General features: G+C 67.6%; 14 protein-coding genes. 5 read left to right on the top strand and 9 right to left on the bottom strand.

Annotated elements, in window-relative coordinates:
* Nucleotides 1-99: 99 nt before the first annotated feature.
* From AW273_RS35805 to AW273_RS20150, 3 genes are all read left to right on the top strand, one after another.
* Nucleotides 100-3,132: an AMP-binding protein gene (locus AW273_RS35805; RefSeq protein WP_063910034.1), complete on the top strand. Its 3,033-nt coding sequence runs from the start codon at nucleotides 100-102 to the stop codon at nucleotides 3,130-3,132.
* A 495-nt stretch (nucleotides 3,133-3,627) separates the two neighbouring features.
* Nucleotides 3,628-8,397, top strand: coding sequence for an Ig-like domain-containing protein (locus AW273_RS20145; protein ID WP_157555965.1), 4,770 nt, complete (start codon nucleotides 3,628-3,630; stop codon nucleotides 8,395-8,397).
* Nucleotides 8,398-8,436: 39 nt separating this feature from the next.
* Complete coding sequence (locus tag AW273_RS20150) at nucleotides 8,437-9,051, top strand: hypothetical protein (protein WP_157555967.1); 615 nt, start codon at nucleotides 8,437-8,439, stop codon at nucleotides 9,049-9,051.
* A 217-nt stretch (nucleotides 9,052-9,268) separates the two neighbouring features.
* On the opposite strand, the gene AW273_RS20155 is transcribed toward AW273_RS20150, so the two are convergent.
* The 7 genes from AW273_RS20155 to AW273_RS20185 all read right to left on the bottom strand — a co-directional run bounded on the left by AW273_RS20155 (nucleotide 9,269) and on the right by AW273_RS20185 (nucleotide 16,940).
* The gene (locus tag AW273_RS20155; RefSeq protein WP_062350018.1) at nucleotides 9,269-9,487 is read right to left on the bottom strand and encodes a hypothetical protein; all 219 of its coding nucleotides are present in this window, start codon (nucleotides 9,485-9,487) and stop codon (nucleotides 9,269-9,271) included.
* 34 nt (nucleotides 9,488-9,521) lie between these two features.
* Nucleotides 9,522-10,439: an ABC transporter ATP-binding protein gene (locus AW273_RS20160; RefSeq protein WP_062350021.1), complete on the bottom strand. Its 918-nt coding sequence runs from the start codon at nucleotides 10,437-10,439 to the stop codon at nucleotides 9,522-9,524.
* A gap of 63 nt (nucleotides 10,440-10,502) precedes the next feature.
* Nucleotides 10,503-12,038 carry a glycoside hydrolase family 13 protein gene (locus tag AW273_RS20165; protein ID WP_062350023.1) on the bottom strand — a complete coding sequence of 512 codons (1,536 nt, stop codon included), beginning with the start codon at nucleotides 12,036-12,038 and terminating at the stop codon, nucleotides 10,503-10,505.
* Between the two features lie 44 nt (nucleotides 12,039-12,082).
* Nucleotides 12,083-13,057, bottom strand: a complete 975-nt coding sequence (locus AW273_RS20170) for a carbohydrate ABC transporter permease (RefSeq protein WP_083949881.1) — start codon at nucleotides 13,055-13,057, stop codon at nucleotides 12,083-12,085.
* Between the two features lie 28 nt (nucleotides 13,058-13,085).
* Nucleotides 13,086-14,009 (bottom strand): carbohydrate ABC transporter permease, encoded by a 924-nt coding sequence (locus AW273_RS20175; protein ID WP_062350025.1) that lies wholly within the window; start codon nucleotides 14,007-14,009, stop codon nucleotides 13,086-13,088.
* Between the two features lie 68 nt (nucleotides 14,010-14,077).
* Entirely contained in the window at nucleotides 14,078-15,463 is a 1,386-nt protein-coding gene (locus AW273_RS20180; RefSeq protein WP_062350027.1) for an ABC transporter substrate-binding protein, read from the bottom strand.
* Nucleotides 15,464-15,935: 472 nt separating this feature from the next.
* A complete protein-coding gene (locus AW273_RS20185; RefSeq protein WP_062350028.1) occupies nucleotides 15,936-16,940 on the bottom strand; it encodes a LacI family DNA-binding transcriptional regulator in 1,005 nt (334 codons plus the stop codon).
* Between the two features lie 565 nt (nucleotides 16,941-17,505).
* Between AW273_RS20185 and AW273_RS20190 the strand changes: the two genes are divergently transcribed.
* Nucleotides 17,506-20,367, top strand: coding sequence for a galactose-binding domain-containing protein (locus tag AW273_RS20190; RefSeq protein ID WP_062350031.1), 2,862 nt, complete (start codon nucleotides 17,506-17,508; stop codon nucleotides 20,365-20,367).
* Between the two features lie 66 nt (nucleotides 20,368-20,433).
* Here the strand turns inward: AW273_RS20190 and AW273_RS20195 are convergent, their stop codons facing one another.
* Nucleotides 20,434-21,741 carry a lanthionine synthetase LanC family protein gene (locus AW273_RS20195; RefSeq protein WP_062350033.1) on the bottom strand — a complete coding sequence of 436 codons (1,308 nt, stop codon included), beginning with the start codon at nucleotides 21,739-21,741 and terminating at the stop codon, nucleotides 20,434-20,436.
* Between the two features lie 32 nt (nucleotides 21,742-21,773).
* On the bottom strand, nucleotides 21,774-23,888 hold the full coding sequence (locus AW273_RS20200) for a HelD family protein (RefSeq protein WP_232327514.1): 2,115 nt from the start codon (nucleotides 23,886-23,888) through the stop codon (nucleotides 21,774-21,776).
* A gap of 240 nt (nucleotides 23,889-24,128) precedes the next feature.
* Between AW273_RS20200 and AW273_RS20205 the strand changes: the two genes are divergently transcribed.
* Entirely contained in the window at nucleotides 24,129-25,007 is an 879-nt protein-coding gene (locus tag AW273_RS20205) for an alpha/beta hydrolase family protein (protein ID WP_083949884.1), read from the top strand.
* The last annotated feature ends 43 nt before the right edge of the window (nucleotides 25,008-25,050 follow it).

A 25,050-nucleotide genomic window follows, 5' to 3' on the forward strand; every position in this document is an offset into this window, starting at 1 on the left:
GACCAGAAATTGCATTCAGTTGCTAGATACTTGTGAGGATTCGTCTGGTCTGATTTACTCCCCTTCCGACCGTCTGCCGGACGCGGAAGAGGTGGGCCCATGACCGCGACCCTCCCCCACTTACTTCGAGCGAGGGCCGTCGAACAACCGGACAGAACTGCTCTGATCTGCGCAGACGGCAGGGAGCTGACGTTCGGCGAATGGGACGCGGAGGCCGACTCCGGGGCACATGCTCTGCTCGGCAAGGGCTTGCAACGGGGCGACCGGGTCGGCCTGCTCTTCGATAACGACCGATGGGCGGATTTCGCCGTCGCCTGCATGGCTGTCTTGCGCGCCGGTGGCGTCGCCGTGCCACTGTCCGCCCGGCAGTCGGCCGCCACCCTGAAGGTGATGACCGACGACTGCGCGGCCCGGTGGGTGCTGACGGAGGCGCCGGGGGGACCGCCGTCGGGCTCGGGGGTGCCCGACGTCGGCCTCTCCCCCGGCGACCCCGCCCAGATCCTCTACACCTCGGGCACGACCGGGACGCCGAAGGGCGTCATGGCCACCCACGCCAACCTGGCCTGGGGGCACACGGAGAGACCCCCGTTCCGGGCCTTCGGCCACTCGGAGCACTTCCTGCACGCGTTCCCGATCGGCACCAACGCCGGGCAGATGATGCTGGTCAACACCCTGACGGCGCATCCGGCGGCGGTCGTGGCGGCCCGCTTCGACGCGGCCGGGTTCTGCGGGCTCATCGAGAGGTTCCGCGCCGGGACGGTGTTCGTGGTGCCCGCGATGGCGACCGAGCTCCTCGACTCCGGGGCGTGGCGCGGCCACGACCTGTCGAGCGTGGTGCTGCTGAGCTCGTCGGCCGACGCGCTGCCGCCCCGTGTGGCGGCCGGCCTGCCGGAGGCCTTCCCGAAGGCCACGATCGTCAACTACTACACCTCGACCGAGGCGGTGCCCGCCCAGACCACGATGATCGTCGACCCCCGCCGCCCCGACTCGGTCGGCCGCGCGACCGCCCGCGGCGACCTGATGATCGCCGACGAAGAGGGCACGCCCCTGGCCCCGGGTGAGGTCGGCGAGGTGTGGCTGCGCGCCCCCGCCGCCCAGCGGACCTACTACGGCGACCCCGGGACCAGCGCGAAGACCTTCAGGAACGGCTGGACCCGGATGGGCGACCTGGGCCGCCTGGACGCCGACGGCTACCTCTACCTGGTCGGCCGGGAGAGCGACGTCGTCAAGTCGGGCGGCCTCAAGATCTCCCTGCCGCAGGTCGAGGCGGCGGTCCGCGAGCACCCGTCGGTCGCCGACGCGGCCGTGGTCGGGCTGCCGCACCCCACGATGGGCCAGATGATCGCCTGCGCGGTGGTCCGAAAGCCGCCACGAACAGAACAGCTCGCCGAAGCGCTCAGATCAGGCGGCGACGCCACGAAGGCATCCGCATTACGTGACACCGGACCGAAAGCGCTCACAGCAGGCGGCGCCCCCTCGGAAGCACTCGTTTCCGGTGACCAGGTTCTCACCGCCGACCGGCTGCGTGCCTTTCTCCATCAGCGGCTCGCCCGCAATGAGGTGCCCTCTCGTTATGTCTTCGTCGACGCGTTGCCGCGCAACGAGCTCGGCAAGGTCGTCAAGGCCGAGGTGCGGGCGTTGTTCTCGGTCGCCGAGCCGGCCGGTCGGCCGTTGGAGACGGACGAGGAGCGCGCCCTGGCCCGCTTGTGGACCGGGGTGCTCGGGGTGCCCGCGACCAGCGCGGACGACGACTTCTTCGCCCTCGGCGGGGACTCGCTGCGGGCGGCCCAGCTCGCCGCGCGGGTGGCCGAGAGGTTCGGGGTGCCCGTCGAGGGGACCTTCGCCTTCGACCGGCCGGTGCTGGCGCATCAGGCCGGACAGATCCGCGACGCCGTCGCCACCGCCGCGGGCGACGACGACGTGGTTCTGGCGGACGGCGCCCTCTCCGGAGTGCAGGCCCACTGGTGGCGGTGGATGCACGCCTCCGGAGAGCGGCGTCACATGCCGCCCGTGCACGTCGCGGTGCGGGTGCCCGGCGGCCTCGACCTCGACGTCCTCGGCCGGGCGGTGGCCGAGCTCGTCCGGCGGCACGACAGCCTGCGGACCGTCTTCCGCGACCCGGGCGTCGGCCCGGTGCTGGAGTCTCTCGAAGTTCCAATCGCCGTCCATCGACGCGCGACCGAGGCCGAGGCGGCGCTGCTCGCGGCCGAGCGGGTGCGGGCGCCGTTCGACGTCGAGAACGGGCCGCTGCTGCGGGTCGAGGTGATCGAGCTGCCCGAAGGGTGCGTGCTGGTCGTCTCCGTCCACCATCTGGTGTTCGACGGCGGGTCGGCCACGGTGCTGTTGCGAGAGCTCGGCGTGCTCTACTCCGCCTTCCGGCACGGCGCGTCGTCGCCGCTGCCCCCGGCCGTCTCCTACGGCGAGGTGGTGGCGTGGGAACGCCTCGAATGGACACGGCACCGCGTGTGGTGGGAGACCGCCCTGAAGGACGCTCCCGCGTCGCTGGAGCGGCTGCCCGGGAGGGCCAGGGACGTCCGGCGCTACCTGGCCGACGCGCACCACTTCGACGTCCCGGACGTGCGCGAACTGGCCCGCTCGCGGGGCGCCACGGTGTCGATGACGCTGGCGGCGGCCTGGGCGCTGACCCTCGGCGCGTGGGCCCGCGCCCCCGAACTCGTGGTCGCCACCCCGGTCAGCGGGCGGTCGAAGCCCGGGTTCGAGAACGCGGTCGGCTGCCTGTTCCGGTGGAACCTGATCACCGTCCCGGGGTCGGGGGCGCTGCCCGACGTGGTCGACCACGTCCGGCGGGAGTCGCTCGCCGCCGCCGAACGGCAGTTCCACGACTGGGGCCACCTGCACGCGGCGGTGCCGTTCCCGGCGTACTTCCGGTTCGAGAGCTGGGGGCGTCCGGCCCACCTGCCGGGGGTGCCGTCAGAGGAGTTCGCCGTCCCGGCCGGGCCGATCATGGAGTGGACGCTGCCCGACGACGACCCCGACCTGCACCCCCCGGAGATCCTGATCAGCGAGGCGCACGACGGGACGCTGCGCGGCCAGCTCATCTACAACCGGCACGCCTACGAAGCCGCCGCCATCGCCGGCCTGGCCGCCGACTTCGTCCGGAGGATCGCTTGAATATTGCCGCGCGCCCCGGTTCGGGAGCGTCAAGCACGAGTACACCCGCACGATGCGGTGCGCCAAGTGCTCAGGGCCGATCACCACGCTCAACAGCGTAGGCAGCGAGAACACGATCTTCTTCCGAGGTCGTCTCGCCGACGCCCGCCCCGTGCCGACCGCCCACCGACGCGACCTCGGGCACCCCGGCAAGATCAACTTTGGGCGTGGTTCCCTGGTCGGCCTGTCCGATTCCCGCGCGCTCCAGCCCTCATGGTGCTGCCGATCACCGATCGAGACCAGAGCCAGGAAGCCCTCTACAACCACACGGCATGCTTCCCTCCAGCGCGGAACTCCGAGAAGACGCGGGTCGCCAGGTGGACCGTCTGGAGCGCCTCAGCACGGGGACTGTGATCCACAACAATGTATCTGTTCGATATCGAGAAAAATCTTTACATAACCTTGTGACATCTGTGATGATCATTCAGTTTTCATACGCCTGTTCGAAAGGCTGGAGTGAACACATCACGATTAGCGTCGGGCCTATCTGCTCAGACGCGCCGTCGCGCTGCCCTGATCACGGCTCTGACGCTGCCGCTCTCGCTGATGAGCGCGCCCGCAATCGCCCAAGGCCTCACGTCAACCCCAATCCCCACGCAGGTGCCCACACCCACCCCTGCAACGTCGCCGCCAAGCATCCCCACTACTCCGACCACCCCCATCGGCAAAGCGCTGGCGCAGGCCAAGAAGGACAACCGGCGCGTCGAGATTGAGTCGCTGCGCTCGGAGAGCACCACAATCTACGCCAATCCAGACGGCAAGACCGTGCGCGTGGAGCTGTCCACCGAGCCCGTGCGCGTCAAGAAGGCCGGCGGTGAGGGCTTCACTCCAATCGACACCACATTGGTGGAGCAAGACGGCGTCATCAAACCTAAGGCCATCCAGGGTGACCTGACCCTGTCGGCGGGCGCGGACACCGTCCTGCTGAAGAGCAAGACCGCTCAGGACATCACCGAGATCGAAGCCCCTGACGGCACACTGCCCAAGCCCACACTGAAGGGCAACACCGCCACCTACCGGTCTGCTTATGGTAAGGGCCGTGACCTGGTAGTGATCGCGAACGCGACCGGGTTCCGGCAGCAGATCACCATCGCTGAACGGCCCGTCGGCTCGGTCTCCTTCCGGGTCCCGTTCGACCTGCCCAAGGGCATGTCCTTCGGCAAGAACGCCGCGGGCCGACCCATCGTCGTGGGCAAGGACGGCAAGACGCTGACCGAGGTGCGGCCGACACTGCTGCAGGACGCCACGGCCGCCGACGCGAGCGCGCCGCTCGATGCGGGCAAGATCGGCAGGGCCGCCGTCACTCTCGCCGAGGACGGCAAGACCCTGGTATTCACGCCGGATGCCGCGTTCTTGGCTGATGCAGCGACGACCTACCCGGTGACGATGACTGCCGCGGCCTCTGACTGGTACGAAAGCCACACCGGCGTCGGCGCCGGCATGGACGTCTACATCAATGATGTCGACCTCAAGGAGGGCTGGGACACCTTCTCCGACCCCGAGGTCGTGGTCGGCAAGTCCTACGCCAGCAGCGTCGCCAAGCGCTGGCGTGGTTACCTCAAGTTCCCCAACATCCCTGCCGAGTTCGCGGGCAGCACGGTGGACAACGCCGACCTGCACCTGTGGAACCATCTGTCCAACACCTGCGGTACGTCGGTCGGTTCCGGCATCACCGCGCGGCAGGTCACCTCCACCTGGGATGACATGCTGCTGTCCTGGAACAGCCAGCCGTCCGTCATCGGTACGGGCGCGGACACCGAGTACGGCGCCTACAGCGAAGACTGCAACTATGCCTGGAACCTGACTCACTCACTCGACGAAATCGTCCAGTCATGGGTCAACGGTGCCACCAACCACGGCATCCAGCTCACCGCGGGTAACGAATCCGAATTGCGAAACTGGCGGCGCTACGCCTCGGAGGAGGCGGGCGGCTGCAGGACGTCGCCACTGGAAGACTGCAAGTTCCAGCCCCACCCGCCCATCCTCACCATCGACTTCGTGGAACCCCCGGCTCCGCTTCGCCGCGAGACCGTGGTCATCTCCTCACGTGAGCCGCTCACCTCGATTCCTGAATACGAGGAAGCCCTCACCAGGTCGGTGTACGTCCCGGAGATACCCGAGTCCATTGAGTCGCTGGCGATGAGCGAGGAGCAAGTAACCGCCACCGAACAGCATCGGGACGGTGAGGGCTCCTTCATTGGAACCGACAACCTCTCTCCTCCCGATCCCGCTGAAGACGATGGCGACACCAGCAATCCTGAGGGGGAAGACACGGTAGCGCCGAGGGTGCTGGCGACCGAACCGGCCAGCGATGCCACCGAGGTACCCCTGGACTCTCAGATCAAAGTGACGTTCACCGAAGAAGTCGGCGAACCCGTGATCGCGGTGAAGACCGTGCAGGGCGCCGACGTCCAGGGCGCCGTCGCTATCGACAGCACCGGAAAGATCGCGACCTTCACCCCTACACAGCCGCTCCACCCCGGCATGGGGTACACCGTTGATGTGTCGGAAGCGATCGACGCGTGGGAAAACGTCATGGAGCCGTATACGTGGTCGTTCACCACCAGCGGGCCGGACACGACGGCACCGACGGTGACTGCGACGAACCCTGCCACGGGAGCGGCGGACGTTTCGGTCACTACGGCGGTTAGCGCGACCTTTGGGGAACTGATCTCTGAGGCTCAGATCACTCTGGAGGATCCGGCGGGAGCAGCGATCCCTGGGACATCGGCGATGGACGGCACCGCCAGGATCCTGACCTTCATTCCCAGCCAGCCGCTGGCTCCGAACACCGTGTACTCCGCTGAAGTAAGCGGTGCCAAGGACGCCGCTGGTAACGTGATGGCGGCCCCGTATAGCTGGTCGTTCACGACGGCACCGCCGGACACTACGGCGCCGACGGTGACCGAGACCGTTCCGGGGCCGGAGTCCTCTGGGGTGGTGGTCACGACCGCAGTGAAGGTCACGTTCAGCGAACCAGTGTCGGTGGCGCAGGTTGCGGTGAAGGATCCGGCGGATGTGCTGGTTGCGGGTAACGCCGTGATGGACGCCGAGAACAAGGTGCTGACCTTTACCCCCGCGCAGGCATGGACCCCGGCCACCAAGTACACGGTGGCCGTGAGCGCCGCCACGGACGCCGCGGGCAACATTATGGCCCCGCACAGTTGGTCGTTCACTACCATCGGCCATCCCACCGGCACCAATGGGACCGACTATTCCATCACCGACAACGCCACGGTGGAATCCCCCATCACGATGTCGGGCTACTCCGGTAACGCCTCGGCCACCTCCACTGTGGAGGTGCATATCGCCCACACCTACATCGGTGACCTCCAAGTCAACCTGGTCGCACCCGACGGCAGCACGTACCCCCTGCACAACCGCACCGGCGGCGACACGGACAACATCGATCAGACCTATACCGTCAACCTGTCCAGTGAGCCGATCAACGGCACCTGGAAACTCCGCGTCAACGACAACGCCGCCGGCGACACCGGAAAAATCGACTCCTGGAAACTCACCCTGGGCGGTCCTGCACCGGCCGGGCTGCAGGCCCAGGCGGAACCGGAGCAAAGGACAGCTGCGTCGGCATTGTCCCGGGCACCGGCCGAAAACTCCCAGCCCTCCCAGGTCGGAGCGGCCGCGGATCGGACTGCGGCCGCGACTACCGGCGGCACCTTCGACTATGAGCACTCCAGCTTAGAGGACTGCAGGGTCAGCCCGCGCGGAACTGACTATGCCGAATATGACGCTCGTATCGAGGAGCTACCTTACAGCTCATGCTGGTCCGCCTACCTCTATCTCCAGGACTACGAATACGATCCTGAGACAGGCAAGATGAAGAAAGCGAACAAGAGGAGCCACGTCCTCGCAAAGTTCGCCGAACATGTAGGGGAGGAAGTCGAGGAGCTATTCGATGACGACGACGCTTTTCGCTTCCGCGCCACATGGGTTATTCATAGCTACCTAGGCGACAAGACCGGCAACAGCGTGGTCAACGGCGCGGGAAGCGGCCTGAAGCCAATCAACATGAAAATGTTCCTCCGTCTCGATGACTTCGCAGTCGTCGATGACAGTGACGGTGGAGAGGTTAAGTTCTCAGGGAATAGGATGGGCGGCCTGCCCATCACGGCAGGGCTGTTGACCGGCGCCCGTAGTGGCAGTAATGGTGATTGTAACCCTGATGACGAAACAAAGCACAAGGATGTTTCGGAATGGTATTCCACGCCTGACGCGATGTTCCTCATCAGCGCATCAGTTCCCTCCAACAGCACAATGATCTGTTCATTCACGCCAAGCCTTCTGCTTCATACAGACGACGGAATTACGGTCCTCAATCTCTGGAGCCAAGAGGTCAAGGACGAGGACGGCCTGACGATTGGCGTGCGGCGCCACGGCAGCGAAGAACCCTATGATTTCACATGGGTGCCGAATTTCCGGTGCGACAGGAAGACCTTCGGTGCCGGTAATGACGATGTCCCGGACCACACCGGCGGCTGTGTCAACACTCGATCCAAGCGCGTGTTCGTTATGTCCAAGTCCAGGGACGCGAGATTCATCGAGGTCATCGAGCATATTGAGGCAGCGCTGAACCCCAGCAACTCTCAGACTTTTCCGCCGCTTCGGCCGGGCCATAATTGGGGTGATCCAAGTTATCCGCCCAGCAGATACCTCCCAGTAGGCGGGCAGAACAAGGCGATTCCCGGCAACTGGGGGGCTCCTGGTGCCAACAACCCGGCAGGGAAACCACTGACCCGTGGCATAACCAAGACCGAGGCCAACGCTGAAGGCACAATCCCGACTTATGACTACAACAGAAATTATTTCTCCAAGAGAGAACTGCATATGGATGTGGGGACGACAAGGGAAATGCACTGGCTTCTGCCGCCGTCCCTATCGGTCCCGCCGGCGACCGAGGTTGAATATGAGATTCGCGAGAAAGAGCGCGATCGCCAGTCCTGGTCCATAAACTACTGCAAATACTATATGCCGGAAAAGTATCGTGCGCCGAACACGGCAGACCAACTACCCAGGGGAATGGGTAACTCCTGCGACGAGTACCCGTTCGCGTCAACCCTCCAAGGAGCCGCTTATGCTCAAGGGAATTTTTCCCTGAGAGCTGTAAACGCCCGACAAAACAGCATCCACGGGTCGGCGCTCGAAACGTTCTATACACAATTTCGAGTAGGGCGGGGCACTAAATTCTGGGTACTCATCGAATCTTAAGATTCGCTAGATAAACCCACCCTAGGAGGCGGGCGAGAAGTGGCATTGTTAAACTTCTCGCCCGCTTTTCTCTCACCGTCGTCGTACAGAATCTGGATATTTTCCATGAATGCCTTTCCTGCCGAAAATCAACAGGGTCTCCTACTTGAACACGGACTCCATGGCTTCTTCATGGCCCAATGGGTCAGCATCGAAGACATCGGCGAGGTGGCCCGGCGGCTGCACATCGAAGCGGAGACGACAGTCGCGTGCGACTTCCAGGCTGCCATGGAATTTTACGGTTATAAGTCCGGGGGGTCGCAGCGGGCTTGGATTACCCGCCTTGCTCCCGGCTGGTCCCTGGTTCTTTACCTCAACGGATTCAGGTCATCTCCGGAGGCCCTCAGCCTAGGCGGCCAGCGCGTTTTCGATGTCTCATGCATCTACGACATAGGAGAAATCGATGAACTCTCTTACATTCACGATGGCGTATGGGATGGAACCATCTACGATGAGGAAGAATATCGCATTCACTGGGAGGATCTGAGATATGACCTTAAATCACTAGAAGGGCAGCTAGAAGAGTATCTATGTGTCCTGGGAAGAGTCAGTGGGCGATTTCTCGACCGCGACTGGTTTTCATCGCAGGGGCTGCTGGGTATCATTCCCGAATAAATGCGCATGTCTCATTTGCGAGCAAAGGATGCATAGAGCATTTTCATCCTCTGTGGCGGGCGAGGTGGCCACAGCATGATCGCGATGCCGAAGTTCGCCCCGTGACGTAGCGAAGCCCCTGGTAGACGGGTTGATCACCACAATCCATCCGCACCACCAGGAGCTTCGGATGCTGTTTCTATCGTGCCGCGGTCGATTTGTCGCGTTCAACGCTGAACTACGTGGCCCAGATCATCCGCCGGTACCCCGCGGCGGCCAGCATCCCCCGCGCGAAGAACTGCAGGTAGGGCACGCCCTCGACGTCGCCTTGCACGGGCGACCCGAGCCCGGCCCCGATGGCCAGCAGGAACAGCTGCGGGTTCGCCGCCGAGACGACGACGGTGCCCTGCAACGTCCGGCGGTATCGGAACAACCAATAGGTCAAGGCGCGGAGCATCGGCCCACCCCCGCCTGGGCAGAGCACCCGGTCATCAGTCGGTCAGCGATCGGCCGGTGAGGCGGAGGAAGACGTCCTCCAGCGTGGCCCGCCGGACCAGCGCGGTCAGCGGGCGCAGGCCCACCTCGGTCACGCGGGCCAGCACGGCGTCGCCGTCGTCGGCGTAGCACAGCAGGCGGTCGGGGAGGACCTCCACGTCGCCGCCCAGTTTCCCGGCCGCCTGCTCCTGCTCCCCGGGCGGGAAGCGCAGTTCCAGGACCTCGCGCGTCACGTGGCGGTCGATCAGCTCGCGCGGCGTGCCCTCGTCGGCGATCAGGCCCTTGTCCATGATGACCAGGCGGTCGCAGAGCTGCTCGGCCTCGTCCATGTAGTGGGTGGTGAGGATCAGGGTCACGCCGGCGCTCTTCAGGCGGAACAGGCGGTCCCACAGGATGTGCCGGGCCTGCGGGTCGAGGCCGGTGGTCGGCTCGTCGAGCAGCAGGATCTCCGGGTCGTTGACCAGTGAGCGGGCGATCGTGAGGCGGCGCCGCATGCCGCCGGAGAGGTGTTCGACCCGCTCGCCCGCCTTGTCGGCGAGCTGGGCGAACTCCAGCAGTTCGGCGCTCCTGGCCCGCATGTGCCGCAGGGAGAGGCCGAAGTACAGGCCGTACACGATCAGGTTCTCGCGGACCGTCAGTTGCAGGTCGAGCGCGTCGTCCTGCGGGACCACGCCGAGCCGGGCCCGTAAGGCCCGGCCGTGGGTGACGGGGTCCTCGCCGAGGATGCGCAGGCGTCCGCCGCTGGGCTGCGACACGCACGCCAGCATCCGCATCGTCGACGACTTCCCGGCCCCGTTCGGCCCGAGGAAGCCGAAGGCCTCCCCGCGTTCGACCCGGAACCCGATGCCGGCGACCGCGGTGAAATCGGTCCCCGGATAACGCTTCTCCAGCCTCTCGGCCTCGATCAGTGCCATGTCAGCCCCCGTTTGAGGCGGGCCCGTGACCGCCTTCCCACAAGCGGTCACGGGCCCGGGTTCTCAGCGCAGCCAGACGGCCGTGTCGGAGGGCAGCTCGTCGCCCTCCAGCGGGCCGCTGGCCAGCAGCACCTCGGTGTGCGGGGGCAGCGGCGCGGGTTCGGCGCCCAGGTTCACGACGCAGACCAGGCCCGACTCGCGCTGGAAGGCGAGCACGTCGTCGCGCGACTCGCACCAGGTCAGGGTGCCGTCGCCGAGCAGTTCGCGGCGCAGCCTCAGGCCGGAACGGTAGAGGGTCAGCATCGAGCCGAGGTCCTCGCTCTGCGCCTCGACGGTCAGCTTGTTCCAGTCGGCCGGCTGGGGGAGCCACGGTTCGCCCGTGCCGAACCCGAACGGCTTCTCCTGGCCCGACCACGGCAGCGGCACCCGGCAGCCGTCGCGGCCCGGCACGGTGTGCTCGGAGCGGATCCACATCGGGTCCTGGCGCAGCTCGCCGGGGATGTCGTCGACCTCCGGCAGGCCCAGTTCCTCGCCCTGGTAGACGTACACGCCACCGGGCAGGGCCATGGCCAGCAGCGCCGCCGCCCTGGCCCGGCGGTAGCCGAGTTCCAGGTCCGACGGGAAACCGTCGCGGCGGGCGCCGTGGTCCCAGGAGGTGATCTCGCGGCCGTAGCGGGTCACCACGCGGGTCACGTCGTGGTTCGACAACACCCACGTGGGGGGCGCGCCCAGCGGCAGGTGGGTCTCCAGCGTCTGGGTGATCGAGGCGCGCAGCGCGGCGGGCTCCCAGGGCGCGGCCAGGAAGTCGAAGTTGAACGCGGTGTGCAGCTCGTCGGGGCGCAGGTAGCGGGCGAACCGCTCCTGGTCGGGGAACCAGACCTCGCCGATGAAGATGCGGTCGGTGTACTCGGTGTCGGCCAGCCGCCGCCAGCTCCGGTAGACGTCGTGCACCTCGGGCAGGTCGGTGTAGCCGTCGGGGTCGCCGCCCTCGAAGTTCTTGACCAGCACGGCCGCCGAGTCGATCCGGATGCCGTCGACGCCGCGGTCGAACCAGAACCGCAGGACGTCGTGGAACTCCTGGTGGACCTCCGGGTTGGTCCAGTTGAAGTCGGGCTGCTCGGGCGCGAACAGGTGCAGGTACCACTGGCCGTCGGGCACCTGGGTCCACGCCGGGCCACCGAAGATCGACTTCCAGTCGCCGGGCTCGTCGCGGAACCAGAAACGTTCCCGTTCCGGTGAGCCGGGCCCGGCCGCCAGCGCCGCCTTGAACCATTCGCTCTGGTCGGAGTGGTGGTTCGGGACGACGTCGATGATCACCTTGATGCCCAGCTCGTGGGCCTCCTCGATGAACCTCTCCGCCTCCTCCAGGTCACCGAACGACGGCTCGATGGCCCGGTAGTCGGCCACGTCGTAGCCGCCGTCCGCCATCGGCGACGGATACCAGGGATTCAGCCACACGGCGTTGATCCCGAGGTCGGCCAGGTAGGCCAGGCGGCTGCGCAGACCGGTGAGGTCGCCGATGCCGTCGCCGTTTCCATCGGCGAAGCTGCGCAGGTAGACCTGGTAGATCGCGGCCCCCCGCCACCACGTTTCGGGCATGCTGGAACAACTCCTTAGGCTTTATTGGAGAGTGGGCGGCGGGGTCAGCCTTTTAGGCTTCCCGCCGTCAGACCGGCCATGATGCTGCGCTGGAACACCAGGAACACCAGGATCGCCGGGATGCTCGCGATGACGAGAGCCGCGATCAGGACGTTCTGCGGCATCTGGGCCGAAAGAGAGGAGATGCCGACGCTGATCGACATCTTCTCGCTGTCCGGCAGGACCAGCAGCGGCCAGACGAAGTCCTTCCAGACGTTGACCACCGCCAGGATGGAGACCACCCCGAGGATCGGCCGGGACACCGGAAGGACCACCGACCAGAGGATACGCATCGGCGACGCGCCGTCGATCTGGGCGGCTTCGAGCAGCTCACGCGGGATCGAGTCGAAGAACCGCTTGAGCAGGAAGATGAAGAACCCGTTGGCCGCCGCGGGCAACCAGATCGCCCACGGGGTGTTCAGCAGGTTCCACCCGAATATCGGCAGCTCCACCACGCTCAGGTAGGCCGGCAGCAGGATCACCATCGGCGGGATCATCAACGTCGACAGGACCAGCGCCAGGACCACCTTGCCGAACACCGGCCGCAGCTTCGACAACGCGTACGCCGCCGCCACGTCGAAGGTCAGCGTGAAGAACCAGGCGCCGGCCGCGTAGATCAGGGTGTTCTTCAGGAACACGCCGAGGTCGAGCAGTTCCCACGCCTCGGCGTACACCGAGAAGTTCAGCTCCTCCGGGAAGAAGCTCGGCGGCACCGCGACGAGTTCGTCGGGCGACTTCATCGCGCCGGTGACCATCCAGTACAGCGGGAACACGAAGGCGAGCGTGAACCCGGTGATCACGAACGTCAGGACGGTCCAGTAGACGATCTTCCCGCGCCGGGTGGTCAAGGTGTGCGGCGACACCAGGCCGCGGAACTGCTGGGGCCGTTCCTTCGTCTTCCGGCGCCGCCGCGTGTGCTTCGGCGGGGGCGGGCTGTCCGGCACGGCCCTGACGGGCCGCTGGACGGTGCTCTGCGACATCGGTGTTCCTCCTCTCTGCCGGTCTCGGCTAGGTACGGTCGCGCGAGACGCGCAGGTAGAAGGCGGAGAAGACGATGAGGACGAGCATCAGCATCAGCCCGAGGGCGCCGCCGCCGCCGAAGTTCCCGAAGCTGAACGCGTACTGGTACATCAGGTAGGCCACGGTCACGGTCGCGTTCTCGGGGCCGCCGCCGGTCAGCAGGAAGGGCTCGATGAAGACCTGCATGGTCGCCACGATCTGGAGCAGCAGCATGACGAGCAGGATCAGCCGCGTCTGCGGGATCGTGATGTGCCACACGCGCTTGAACAGGCCCGCGCCGTCGAGCTCGGCCGCCTCGTAGAGCTCGCTGGGGATGCTCTGGAGGGCCGCGAGGTAGATCAGCGTGCCGGTCCCGAGGTTCATCCACGTGGAGACGATGACGAGCGAGGGCAGGGCGGTCGTGGTCGAGTCGAGCCAGCTCAGCGGGGGGATGCCGACCACGCCGAGGGCCTGGTTGAACAGGCCGGCGCCCGGGTCGTAGAACCACTTGAACAGCAGCACCGCCACGGCGGGCGGCAACATCACCGGCAGGTAGACGATCAGGCGGAGGTAGCCCTGGGCGTGCCGGAGCTCGTTCAGGACGACCGCGAACACGAACGGCACGATGTAGCCGAAGACCAGCGCCAGCAGGGTGAAGATCGCGGTGTTGACCCAGGCGGAGATGAAGGCCGGGTCGTCCAGGACGGTGCGGAAGTTGTCCAGGCCGACCCACTCCGTCGAGTTCACGAAGTTGGTCTTCTGGAAGGACAGGATGAACTCCCGGACCATCGGGATCCAGGAGAAGAACGCGAAGCAGATCAGCGCCCCGGAGAGGAAGCCGTAGGCCGTGAGGTTCCGGCTCACCGAGCGTCGCAGGGCTCCGGGGGGCCGCTGCCGGGGCGGCCGGACGTCCTTCGCGGAGAGAGTCGTCATCGGTTTGCGCTCACAATCTCAACGTGACTATCGGGGGCCGGCCCTGCGACCGGCCCCCGAACTTCAGGTCAGCCCGCTGCCAGCAGCTTGTTGACCTTCTCTTCCGCGTCCGCCAGCAACTCGTCGATGTTGGCGTCCTGGCGCGTCAGGACCGCCGACATCGGGGTGTCGAGGATGGCGTAGATCTCCTGGGCCTTCGGCGGCTCCAGCTTGAAGGTCACCGACTTGGTGCCCTCGACGTACGGGGCGAAGTGCTCCGTCGGGACGTTCGCGTTCGCCTCCCGGTCGGCCTGGATCTGGGCGCCGGGGGCGGCGCTGCCGTACAGGTCGGTGAGGGGCAGGCCCGTGGGCAGGCCGTCGGCCTTGTTGCGGGCGTAGTCGAACTGGCCCTGGCCCGGGGTGAGGAACTTGAACTCCAGCCACTTCAGACCGGCCTTGATCTGGTCGGGGGTGGCCTTCGCGTTGAACATGTAGCCGTCGCCGCCGGACAGCGACTGGGTCGACTCGGGGAGGGCGGTCACGCCGTAGTCCTCGAACTTGCCCTTGAAGTCGTTGTTGACGGCCTGGACGACGTCGGGGGCGCCGATCATCATGCCCAGCTTGCCGGAGCCCATCATCCGCATGAGGTCTTCCCAGCGGTGGAGCTGCTTGGTGCCCATGCTGTTGTCGTCCCACCGCATCTTGCGGAGGTTCTCCAGCACGGCCTTGCCCTGCTCGCTGTTGAAGGCGGCCGTCTTGCCGTCCTCGCTCACGATCGCGCCGCCGCGGGCGTAGATCGACGAGGTGAAGTGCCAGCCGCCGGTGTTGCCGGCGGAGTACTCGCCGAAGCCGACGTAGCCGGAGCCGAGCCCGGCGATCTTCTTGGCGGCGTCCTGGACCTCGGCCCAGGTCTTGGGCGGCATGTCCGGGTTGAGGCCCGCCTGGGTGAACAGCGCGCGGTTGTAGACCAGGCCGGTGGCGTAGTTGGTGCGCGGCACGCCGTAGGTCTTGCCGCCCGACTCGAACACGCTCTTCACGTCGGGGCGGACCTCCGCGATGTGCGGGGCCTCGCTCAGGTAGGGCGTGATGTCGGCGGCCTGGCCGGCCCCGATGATGCGGGCGGCGTCGGTGTAGTAGACGTAGAACAGGTCTTCCATCTGGCCGCCGGCGAGCTTGGCCTGGAAGGTCTCAGGAACGATGCAGGGGAACGCGTCCTTGCTCTCGATCGTGATGTAGGGGAACTTCGCCTGGAACGCGGTGACGTCCGCGTCCCACTGCGCGCGTTCCTTCGGGTTCGTCTTCGGAGGCTGGCAGCCGACGCTGATCGTCACAGGAGCGTTCTCGGCGGCGGGGGCGGCCGAACCGCCGCTGGAGGGGTTGGCGGCCGGGGCCGGGGTCTCCTCCGAGCCACACGCCGCGGCGGCGAGGGCTAGCCCCGCCACGGCCAGCAACGTCGCGATTTTACGGGATTGCATCAATGATTCCCTCCTGCCGTGGCCAACCACGACACCTTGAGAGCACCTGTCCGTCTGGCAAGTTCCGGAACGAGCCCCCCGAAGGCCCGATCGATGAAGGTGGAGTTACGAGTCCGCTTCGTGTTACCGGTTGCGAGAAACATACAGAGACGAACAAGGTCTAGCAAGAGTCATGTACTCAAGATGCAAAAAAGTGACAGTGCAACGCAGCGAACATCCTTGAAACAAGAAGCCGCAGGTCACAGAGATGACCTGCCTTGATGGTCGCTCTCGGCGTGCTGTCATGCTTGAGATGATGCCTGACAGAGCCATGACCGTTCCAGTCAGACATCGGGAAACAGCCGCAAACAAGCTCCTGTCAGCACGCATGGAGTCGACGATCAGATGAACTGGAACGACTCTCCTGGGGGAAGCATGCAAAAAGCCCCGCCTTCCGAGGAAGGCGGGGCTTCGTGGTTCGGTGCGGGGAGCGTCAGACCGCGACGCCGACGCCGACGCCGATCTTGGCTGGGCCGGTGGAGCCCCGGACGACCAGCTCCGGTTCGTAGAGCAGTTCCTCCGCCGTGACGGGGGTGCCGTCGATCTGGTTCACCAGCAACGTGACGGCGGCGCGGCCGATCGCCTCGATCGGCTGGCGGACCGTGGTCAGCGGCGGGTTGGTGCAGTTCATGAAGTTGGAGTCGTCGAAGCCGACCACCGAGACGTCTTCGGGCACCGACATGCCCATCCGGCGGACCGCCCGGATCGCGCCAAGCGCCAGGGGGTCGGAGGCGCAGATGATGCCGGTGACGCCGAGCCGGATCAGCCGGTTGGTCACGGCCTGGCCGCCCTCAAGGGAGAACATGGCGTGCTCGACCGCGATCTCGGCGAGGCCGGCCTTCTCGGCCGCCGCGTTGATCGCCGCCAGCTTGCGGCGCGAGGGGATGTGGTCGTCGGGGCCCAGCACTATGCCCAGCCGCTCGTGGCCGAGCGAGACCAGGTGACTGAAGGCCTGTTCCACCGCGACCGCGTCGTCGGTGGAGACGCGCGGGAAGTCGAGGTTGTCGCTCGCGGCGTTCACCAGGACGACCGGCAGGCCGATGTCGAGCAGCCGGAGGTAGTGCTCGTGGGGGGCGTCGGCCTCCATGTAGTGACCGCCCGCGAAGACCACTCCGGAGACCTGCTGCTCCAGGAGCATCTCGACGTAGTCGGCCTCGGAGAGCCCGCCCGCCGTGCGGGTGCACAACACCGGGGTGAAGCCGCGCTGCGCCAGGGCGCCGCCGACGACCTCGGCCAGGGCCGGGAATATGGGGTTGCCCAGTTCGGGCAGGACCAGGCCGACCAAGCGGGCGCGCTCTCCCCGGAGCTGCGTCGGGCGCTCGTAGCCGAGGACGTCAAGGGCGGTCAGCACGGCCGCGCGGGTCGCGTCGGAGACGCCCGGCTTGCCGTTCAGCACTCGGCTGACGGTCGCCTCGCTGACTCCGACTTTCTTCGCCACTTCTGCAAGTCGACGTGTCACAGCGCAAATCATACGCCCAAGGAACGCAACCTGCTTGCATTCCGCCGATGCCAACTCGCCATGAGAGCGTTTTCCACACCTCGGGTCACGATCATGGAATCCCCTCCCGTCGACCAACACGCCAGGTGGTGACCGGAAAACGATCGTTTGCGAGGAGATACGCGCGCTTACGTGTTCTTTACACCGGCTCTGGGACACATGAACGTTACACACCTCCGGCCTTTGACCGGCCGGGCGAAATTTTGCGTACCGGACCCGCCCGAGACCCCAAAAGACCAGCTCAGCGGTCTCGTCGGAGAGCAAACACGGGCACGTGGGGCAGCCCTGACCGCATGACCACAGAGGTCAGGTCCTGTCAGACGTCACCCGACGAGTGCTTTTGCGAAATCAAGTTGAAATATTGCGGACTTCTGTTGGCCATCCTATGGTGTGCTCATCTCGACACCACCGATCGCGACGGAGGTGGCGAGCACCCCTCAGGCCCGTGTCACCCGCCGACCCCCCGGCGGCGGCGCGGGCCCGCACCTGACAGAAGGGTCCGCCGATGCCTGAATCGGTAATCCGATCACGTCGTCTGTCCGCCGCCCTCGCGAGTGCCGCCCTGATCGCGGCGGGCGTGGTGGCCGTCCCCAGTCTCTCCGGCACCGCCGCCGCGGCCGCCTCGGCCGACTCCGTGTGGGGCGTCCCGGGCCGCGGCGCGACCGTCCCGTTCACCGAGTTCGAGGCCGAGGACGTCGCCCACAACGGCACCGTCATCGGGCCCAGCCGCATCTACACGACGCTCCCCTCCGAGGCCTCCGGCCGCCGGGCCGTGACGATCGACTCGCCGGGCGAGTACGTCGAGTTCACCCTGACCAAGCCCGCCAACGCGATGACGGTGCGCTACAGCATCCCCGACGCGAACGGCGGCCAGGGCCAGACGATCAACGCCGACATCCGCGTCGGCGGCGCCAAGCTCAAGGACATCTCCCTGACCTCGGTGTACAGCTGGTTCTACGGCGGCTACCCGTTCAACAACAACCCGGGTGACACCAACCCCCACCACTTCTACGACGAGACCCAGACCCTTCTCGGCCAGACCTACCAGGCCGGCACGAAGATCCGCGTCCAGGCCCAGTCGAACACCCCCATCACGGTGGACGTGGCCGACTTCGAGGTCGCCCCCGCGGCGATCCAGAGGCCGGCCGGCTCGCTGTCGGTCGACGAGTTCGGCGCCGCCCGCAACTCGTCGACCGACTCCACCGCGGCCTTCCAGGCGGCGGTCGACGCGGGCCGGGCCCAGGGCAAGGAGGTGTACGTCCCCGAGGGCACGTACACCCTCTGGGACCACGTCGTGGTCGACGGGGTCACGCTGCGCGGCGCCGGCCCCTGGCACACCAAGCTGACCGGCCGCCACCCGACCCAGCGCAACCGCGCGGTCGGCATCTACGGCAAGTACGTCACCGGCGGCGGCTACCAGGGCGGCATCCGCCCCCACGAGGCCGGCGGCCCCAGCCGCAACGTGGTCGTCCGCGACCTGCACATCCACGGCGACATCCGCGAACGGGTGGACGACGACCAGGTGAACGCCTTCGGCGGCGCGATGACCGACTCGGTCATCGACAACGTCTGGATGGAGAACACGAAGGTCGGGGCCTGGATGGACGGCCCCATGAACAACTTCGTCATCCGCAACAGCAGGATCGTCGACCAGATCGCCGACGGCGTGAACTTCCACACCGGCGTGACCAACTCGACGGTGACCAACACCTTCGTCCGCAACAGCGGCGACGACGGCCTGGCCATGTGGCCCGACCGGATGGCCAACGTCAACAACACCTTCAGCTTCAACACGGTGATCGCGCCGATCCTGGCCAACAACATCGTCACCTACGGCGGCCGCGACATAAAGATCACCGACAACGTGGTCTCCGACACGCTGACCAACGGCGGCGGCATCCACATCGCCAACCGCTATCCGGGCGTGAACTCCGGCCAGGGCACCGCGGTCGCGGGCACCCACACGGTGGCCAGGAACACCCTGATCCGGACCGGCAACAACGACTACAACTGGCGCTTCGGCGTCGGCGCGATCTGGTTCTCCGGCCTCAACGAGCCGGTCAACGCCACGATCAACGTGACCGACACCGACATCATCGACAGCTCGTACGCCGCCATCCACTTCATCGAGGGCAGCACCCAGACCGTCAACTTCAAGAACGTCAACATCGCCGGCACCGGCACGTACATGATCCAGGCCCAGTCCGGCGCCCGGACGACGTTCGAGAACGTGCGCGCGTCCTACCTCGGCGCCGGGACGGCGATCCACAACTGCGTGGGCGGCTCGTTCGTGGCGACCGACCTGGGCGGCAACTCGGGCTGGTCCCCGAGCAGCACGACCTGCACCGGGACCTGGCCGAACCCGAACTACATCTATCCGGGCGGCGGCGGGGGCAACCCCAGCCCCTCGCCCAGCCCGTCTCCCCCCACCAGCCCGTCGCCCTCCCCCAGCCCGCCGGCCTGCGACCCCGGCACCGGTGACCTGGCGCGGCACAAGACGGCCACGGCGACCAGCCAGAACCAGTCGTTCACGCCGCAGAACGCGGTCGACGGGAACGCCGACACGTACTGGGAGAGCACCAACAACACCTTCCCGCAGACGCTGACCGTCGACCTGTGCGCACCGGTCAACGTCCAGCGTGTGGACCTGAAGCTGCCGCCCGCGACGGCCTGGAACACCCGCACCCAGACCATCGCCGTCGAGGGCTCGACCGACAACTCGTCGTGGACGACGCTCTCCGCTTCGGCGGGGCGCACCTTCAACCCGGCCACGGGGAACACGGTGTCCATCAACACCACCCCCGCGACCGTCCGCCACCTGCGTGTCGTCGTGACGGGCAACACCGGCTGGCCGGCCGCGCAGCTCTCGGCGGTCGAGGTCTACGGCACCCCGGGCTCGAACCCGTCACCGTCGCCCTCCCCGTCACCCTCCTCCTCGCCGCAGCCGACGGGGAACCTGGCGCAGGGCCGCCCGGCCACCGCCAGTGGCGTCGCCCAGAACTACGGCCCCGGCAACGCGGTCGACGGCAACGCCGACAGCTACTGGGAGAGCACCAACAACGCCTTCCCCCAGACGATCACCGTCGACCTCGGCCAGAACCGCTCGGTCGGCCGGGTCGTCCTGAAGCTGCCCCCCGCGACGGCCTGGGCGACCCGCACCCAGACCCTGTCGGTCCTGGGCTCGCAGGACAACTCGACGTGGACCACGCTCTCGGCCTCGGCCGGCCGGGTCTTCAACCCGGCGAGCGGCAACACGGTGACCATCACGTTCACCGCGAGCAGTCAGCGCTACCTGCGCCTGAACGTCACCGGCAACACCGGCTGGCCGGCGGCGCAACTGTCCGAGTTCGAGGTGTACGGCTCGTAGCTCGGACCACGTGACCGGCGCCCGGGAGGAGGGAGGACGCCCCTCCCCCCGGGCGTCAACGCGTGTCTAGAGGGAGTCGGCCGGGACCGGGATCGCCGGGAACGGGTTGTCCGGCAGCAGGATCACCCGCCGGGCGTCCCGTCCCTCGCGCGCGGCGGCGAGATGCAGCAGCGCCGCGCCGATGCCCGCCGCCCCCACCATGTAGCCCGTGTCGGCCGTGATCTCGTGGGGCCGCAGCCGCCGGTAGGCCTGGTACCAGCGCATCCCCCGCCCGTCGTCGCGGGTGGCCCGCTCGATCAGGTCGTCGCCCAGTTCGCCCGCCACGTCGAGGTATTCGCGGGTGCCCGTCGCCGCCCACAGGCCGACGAAGAACTCGATCAGCCCGGCCGAGCCGCAACACTGGCATGCCACGTTCCAGTAGCCCTCGCTGCGGCGCTCGGGGACGCCGCTGTTGATGACGCCGCGGGCCAGGCGCTCGACCCAGTCGAGGTCGCCGGGGTCGCCGGTCACCCGGTGGAGCTCGTGGAACAGCCGGGCCACCCCGGCCGAGCCGGAGCAGAAGCCCAGGTAGTTGAGCGCCCGCGCGTGGGGCACGTGGTGGGGCACCAGGGCGCACTTGTCGCTGACGGAGCTGACCATCCGGACGAAGTCGGCCGCCCGGCGGGCCGCCGCGAGGAACATGCCGTCGCCGGTCACGCCGTAGAGGCGGGCCATCAGGAAGCCCGATCCGGCCGTGCCGGAGAGGAAACCGGGCGTCACCGCGTCGACCGGGAGGTCGCGGCCCTCGCCGCCGAACTGGTGGCCGGGCACGACCTGGCCGGCGATGGTGCGGCCGGTCATGATGGCGACCTCTTCGAGGTCGTCGCGGCCGAGCATGCCGGCGATGTGGAGCAGGCCGAGGGCGATGCCGCCGTCGCCGCGCTGCGACACGTCGCCGGTCCAGGTCAGGCCCTCTCTGGACGGCCGCTGCGCGGCGAGCACCCGCTCGGCGATGCGCTCGGCCGCCACCTGGTGGGTGGCGTCGCCGGTGGCCCAGTAGGACTCGGTGAGCGCGAAGACCAGGCCCATCAGGCCGTGGTAGAAGGTCGGGTCGGTGATCGTGCCCGAGACGGTGACCAGGTGGTCGGCCCCGGCGAGGGCGTCGTCGAGGTAGGACTGGTCGCCGGTCGCGGCGGCCAGTTCCAGGTAGAACAGGACGATCCCGGCGGCGCCCGAATAGAGGCCGGCGGAGTGGCCGGCGTTGGCGGAGCGTCCGCCGGGGTCGGGGTTGGCGAGCCAGTGGTGGCCGTGGTCGTCGTCGACGGCGGCTTCGCGGATCCACCGGGCGGCGTGGATCGCCGCGGTGACCGGCGTGTCGGCTTCCGTCCGCCCCATGTCGCCTCCCGGTATTTCCTACAAGGATAGTCTTATTTAGCGAGTCCCGCGAGCGGTGGCGGCAGTTCTCGCTCATGGATCAGCACCAGGCGGCGGGTCGCCCTGGTCATCGCCACGTAGAGGTCGCGACCGGCCAGTTCCTCGGGCCACAACACGATGACGCCGTCGAATTCGAGCCCTTTTGAGGTCGTCACGGTCAGCAGCGCCACCGGGGAGTCCAGCGGATCGAGCGTAACGGCTTCCGGGACCAGCGACGCGACTTCCGCATGGCGTTCACCGGACGTGATGATCGCCAGGCGGCCCTCCCCGTCGGCGAGCAGGTCGTCGGCCGCGGCGGCGATCTCCGCCCTGAGCACGTCGTTCAGCCCGGCCGGGGAGGTCCGGACCACCCGCGGCGGCCCCTCGGGGGGCCGTACCGAAATCGGGGGTTCCTGGTCGGGGGCGACCTCCTTCAGTACCTCGGCGGCGGCGTCCATGACGTCCTTGGGGGTGCGGTAGTTGACCGTGAGGCGCTCCCCGCGCCAGGAGACGTACTGGTCGAGCATCTCGCCCCAGCTCGTCGCGCCGGCCGGGGAGCCGGTCTGGCCGATGTCGCCGACGATGGTCATCGAGCGGGTCGGGATGCGCCGCATGATCATGCGCCAGGCCATCGCGGAGAGCTCCTGGGCCTCGTCCACGATCACATGGCCGTAGACCCACTTGCGGTCGCGCTCGGCCCGCTGGGCGGTGGTGACCTCCTCGCCCGGGGTGGCGTTCCAGTCGGCCAGCAGCGCCGCCTCGACCTCCTCGACCCCGGTGACGGTGAGCACCTCGCGGGCGAACAGCTCCTGCTCCGCCCGGTCGTCGTCGTGCCGGGCCGGGCCCGGCTCGTCGCCGAGCAGTTCGGCGGCCTCGTCGAGCAGGGGGACGTCACCGGTCGTCCACGGATCGCCGGGCGACTTGCCGAGCATCCCGCGCACGAGCTCCTGCGGGCTGACGACCGGCCACAGGGCGTCGATCGCCGCCCTGACCGGGGGTTCGTGCCAGAGGACCTTCCTGATGTACGCCAGTTCGTCGTCGTCGGCGGGCCGGTCGAGTTTGGCCGTCTCGTCGATCGCCAGCGCGCGCAGCAGGTCGAGGACCATCAGCTTGCGGGCCACGTTGTGAGGACGGCCCGACCTGCGGGCCCGGTCGCGGGCCTGGACGCAGAGGTGGTGCGGGACCACCAGGTCCATCCCGTCGACGTGGATCTCCAGGTCGCCCTCGGGCACCCGCTGCCGGTCGGCCACCGCCCGCGCGACCGCATCCACCATGCCGAGGTCGCCCTTGATGACGGCCTGGAACGGCTCGTCGTCGGCCGTGGCGGTGACGCCGGGGAACAGGTCGCCGACGCCGGCCAGCACCACGTCGGTCTCGCCCAGCGAGGGCAGCACCTGGCTGATGTAGCGCAGGAAGGTCGTGTTGGGGCCGACGACCAGGACACCCCGGCGTTCGAGGGTCTCGCGGTAGGCGTACAGGAGATAGGCGGCGCGGTGGAGGGCGGCGACGGTCTTGCCGGTGCCGGGGCCGCCCTCGACGACGAGGGTGCCGTGGAGGCCCGACCGGATCACCCGGTCCTGCTCGGTCTGGATGGTGGCCACGACGTCGCCCATCCGGCCGGTGCGCCGGCGCCGGAGTGCCGCCAGCAGGGCGGCCTCGCCGACGAAGCCGCCGTCGACGTCTTCACGGTCGAGGTCGAAGACCTCGTCGTCGACGCCGACCACCGTGCGGCCCCTGGTCCGCAGGTGGCGGCGGCGCACCAGAGTGCCGGGGAAGGAGGGGGTGGCGGCGTAGAAGGGCCGGGCGGCGGGGGCCCGCCAGTCGACCAGGATCGTCTCGTGGTCGTCGTTGCGCAGGCCGACGCGGCCGATGTAGAGGGTCTCCTCCAGGACGTCGTCGATGCGCCCGAAGCACAGGCCGCGCTCGACCGCGTTGAGCTGCGCCAGCCGCCGGGCGTGCTCCTTGGCCGACACCTCGCGCTCGACCCGCGCCTGGTGGGTGCCGCCCGACGTGCCCTTGGCGTATTCGGCCCTGAGCGCCTCGGCCGTCCGGCGCCGGACGGTGTCGAGCCGGTCGTAGAGCTCGGTGATCCGACTCTGCTCCAATTCGAGCACTTGACGATTGGCCACGCGAGTGCTATCCTCTCCAACGGAGCTATGTGATTTGCGCAGCCTGGGGCCGCAACTCACCAGGATAGCTCCTTTTTCTTTGTGCGCATCCGGCGTCGCCCGACCGGTGATTTCGCCGATGCGCCACCCCCGGTTCGCTCCTGACTATGGCGCAGTCAGCAATTCCGACAGGGCCGTCGTGCGGAGCCGGAAACGTGCCCGCAACACCAGCGGCTCTTCCGAGAACCGGGAGACACCCCCTTGCGACCCCACTTCTCCTCCCGACTGTCCCGCGTCGCCACCGCCGCCCTCGCGTTCACCCTGGCGACCGGGACCGCCGTCACCTTCGCCCCCTCGGCGCAGGCCGCCGGGTTCGAGCGCGGCCCGAACCCCACCGACACGATCCTGGAGGCCTCGCGCGGCCCGTTCTCCGTCGCCACCACGAGCGTCTCGTCGCTCGTCTCCGGCTTCGGCGGCGGCACGATCTACTACCCGACCGACACCAGCCAGGGCACCTTCGGCGCGATCGCCATCTCCCCCGGCTACACCGCCCGGTGGTCGAGCCTGGAGTGGTTAGGCCCGCGCATCGCCTCGCACGGCTTCGTCGTCATCGGCATCGAGACCAACTCGACCCTCGACCAGCCCTCAAGCCGCGGCAACCAGCTCCTGGCCGCCCTCGACTACCTGGTCAACAGCAGCTCCACGACGGTACGCAGCCGCATCGACCGCAACCGCCTCGCGGTCGCCGGCCACTCGATGGGCGGCGGCGGCACCCTCCACGCCGCCGAAGACCGGCCGTCACTGAAGGCCGCCGTGCCGATCGCGCCGTGGAACACCGACAAGACCTGGGGTTCGGTCCGTGTCCCCACCCTGATCGTGGCGGGCGAGAGCGACAGCGTCGCCTCCCCGACGACGCACGCCAGCCCGTTCTACAACAGCATCACGCAGACGGAGAAGGCGTACCTGGAGCTGAACGGCGCCAGCCACTTCTTCCCCCAGACCACCAACACCCCGTTCGCCAAGCAGTTCGTCGCCTGGCTCAAGCGCTGGGTCGACGAGGACACCCGCTACAGCCAGTTCATCTGCCCCGGCCCGAGCGGCCTGGCGATCGAGGAGTACCGCAGCACCTGCCCGGTGTGACCGGTGTGACCGGCCGGAGAGGCCTCGTGACGGCGGTCACGGG

This window comes from Herbidospora yilanensis (assembly GCF_001570565.1).
Taxonomy (GTDB): Bacteria; Actinomycetota; Actinomycetes; order Streptosporangiales; family Streptosporangiaceae; genus Herbidospora; species Herbidospora yilanensis.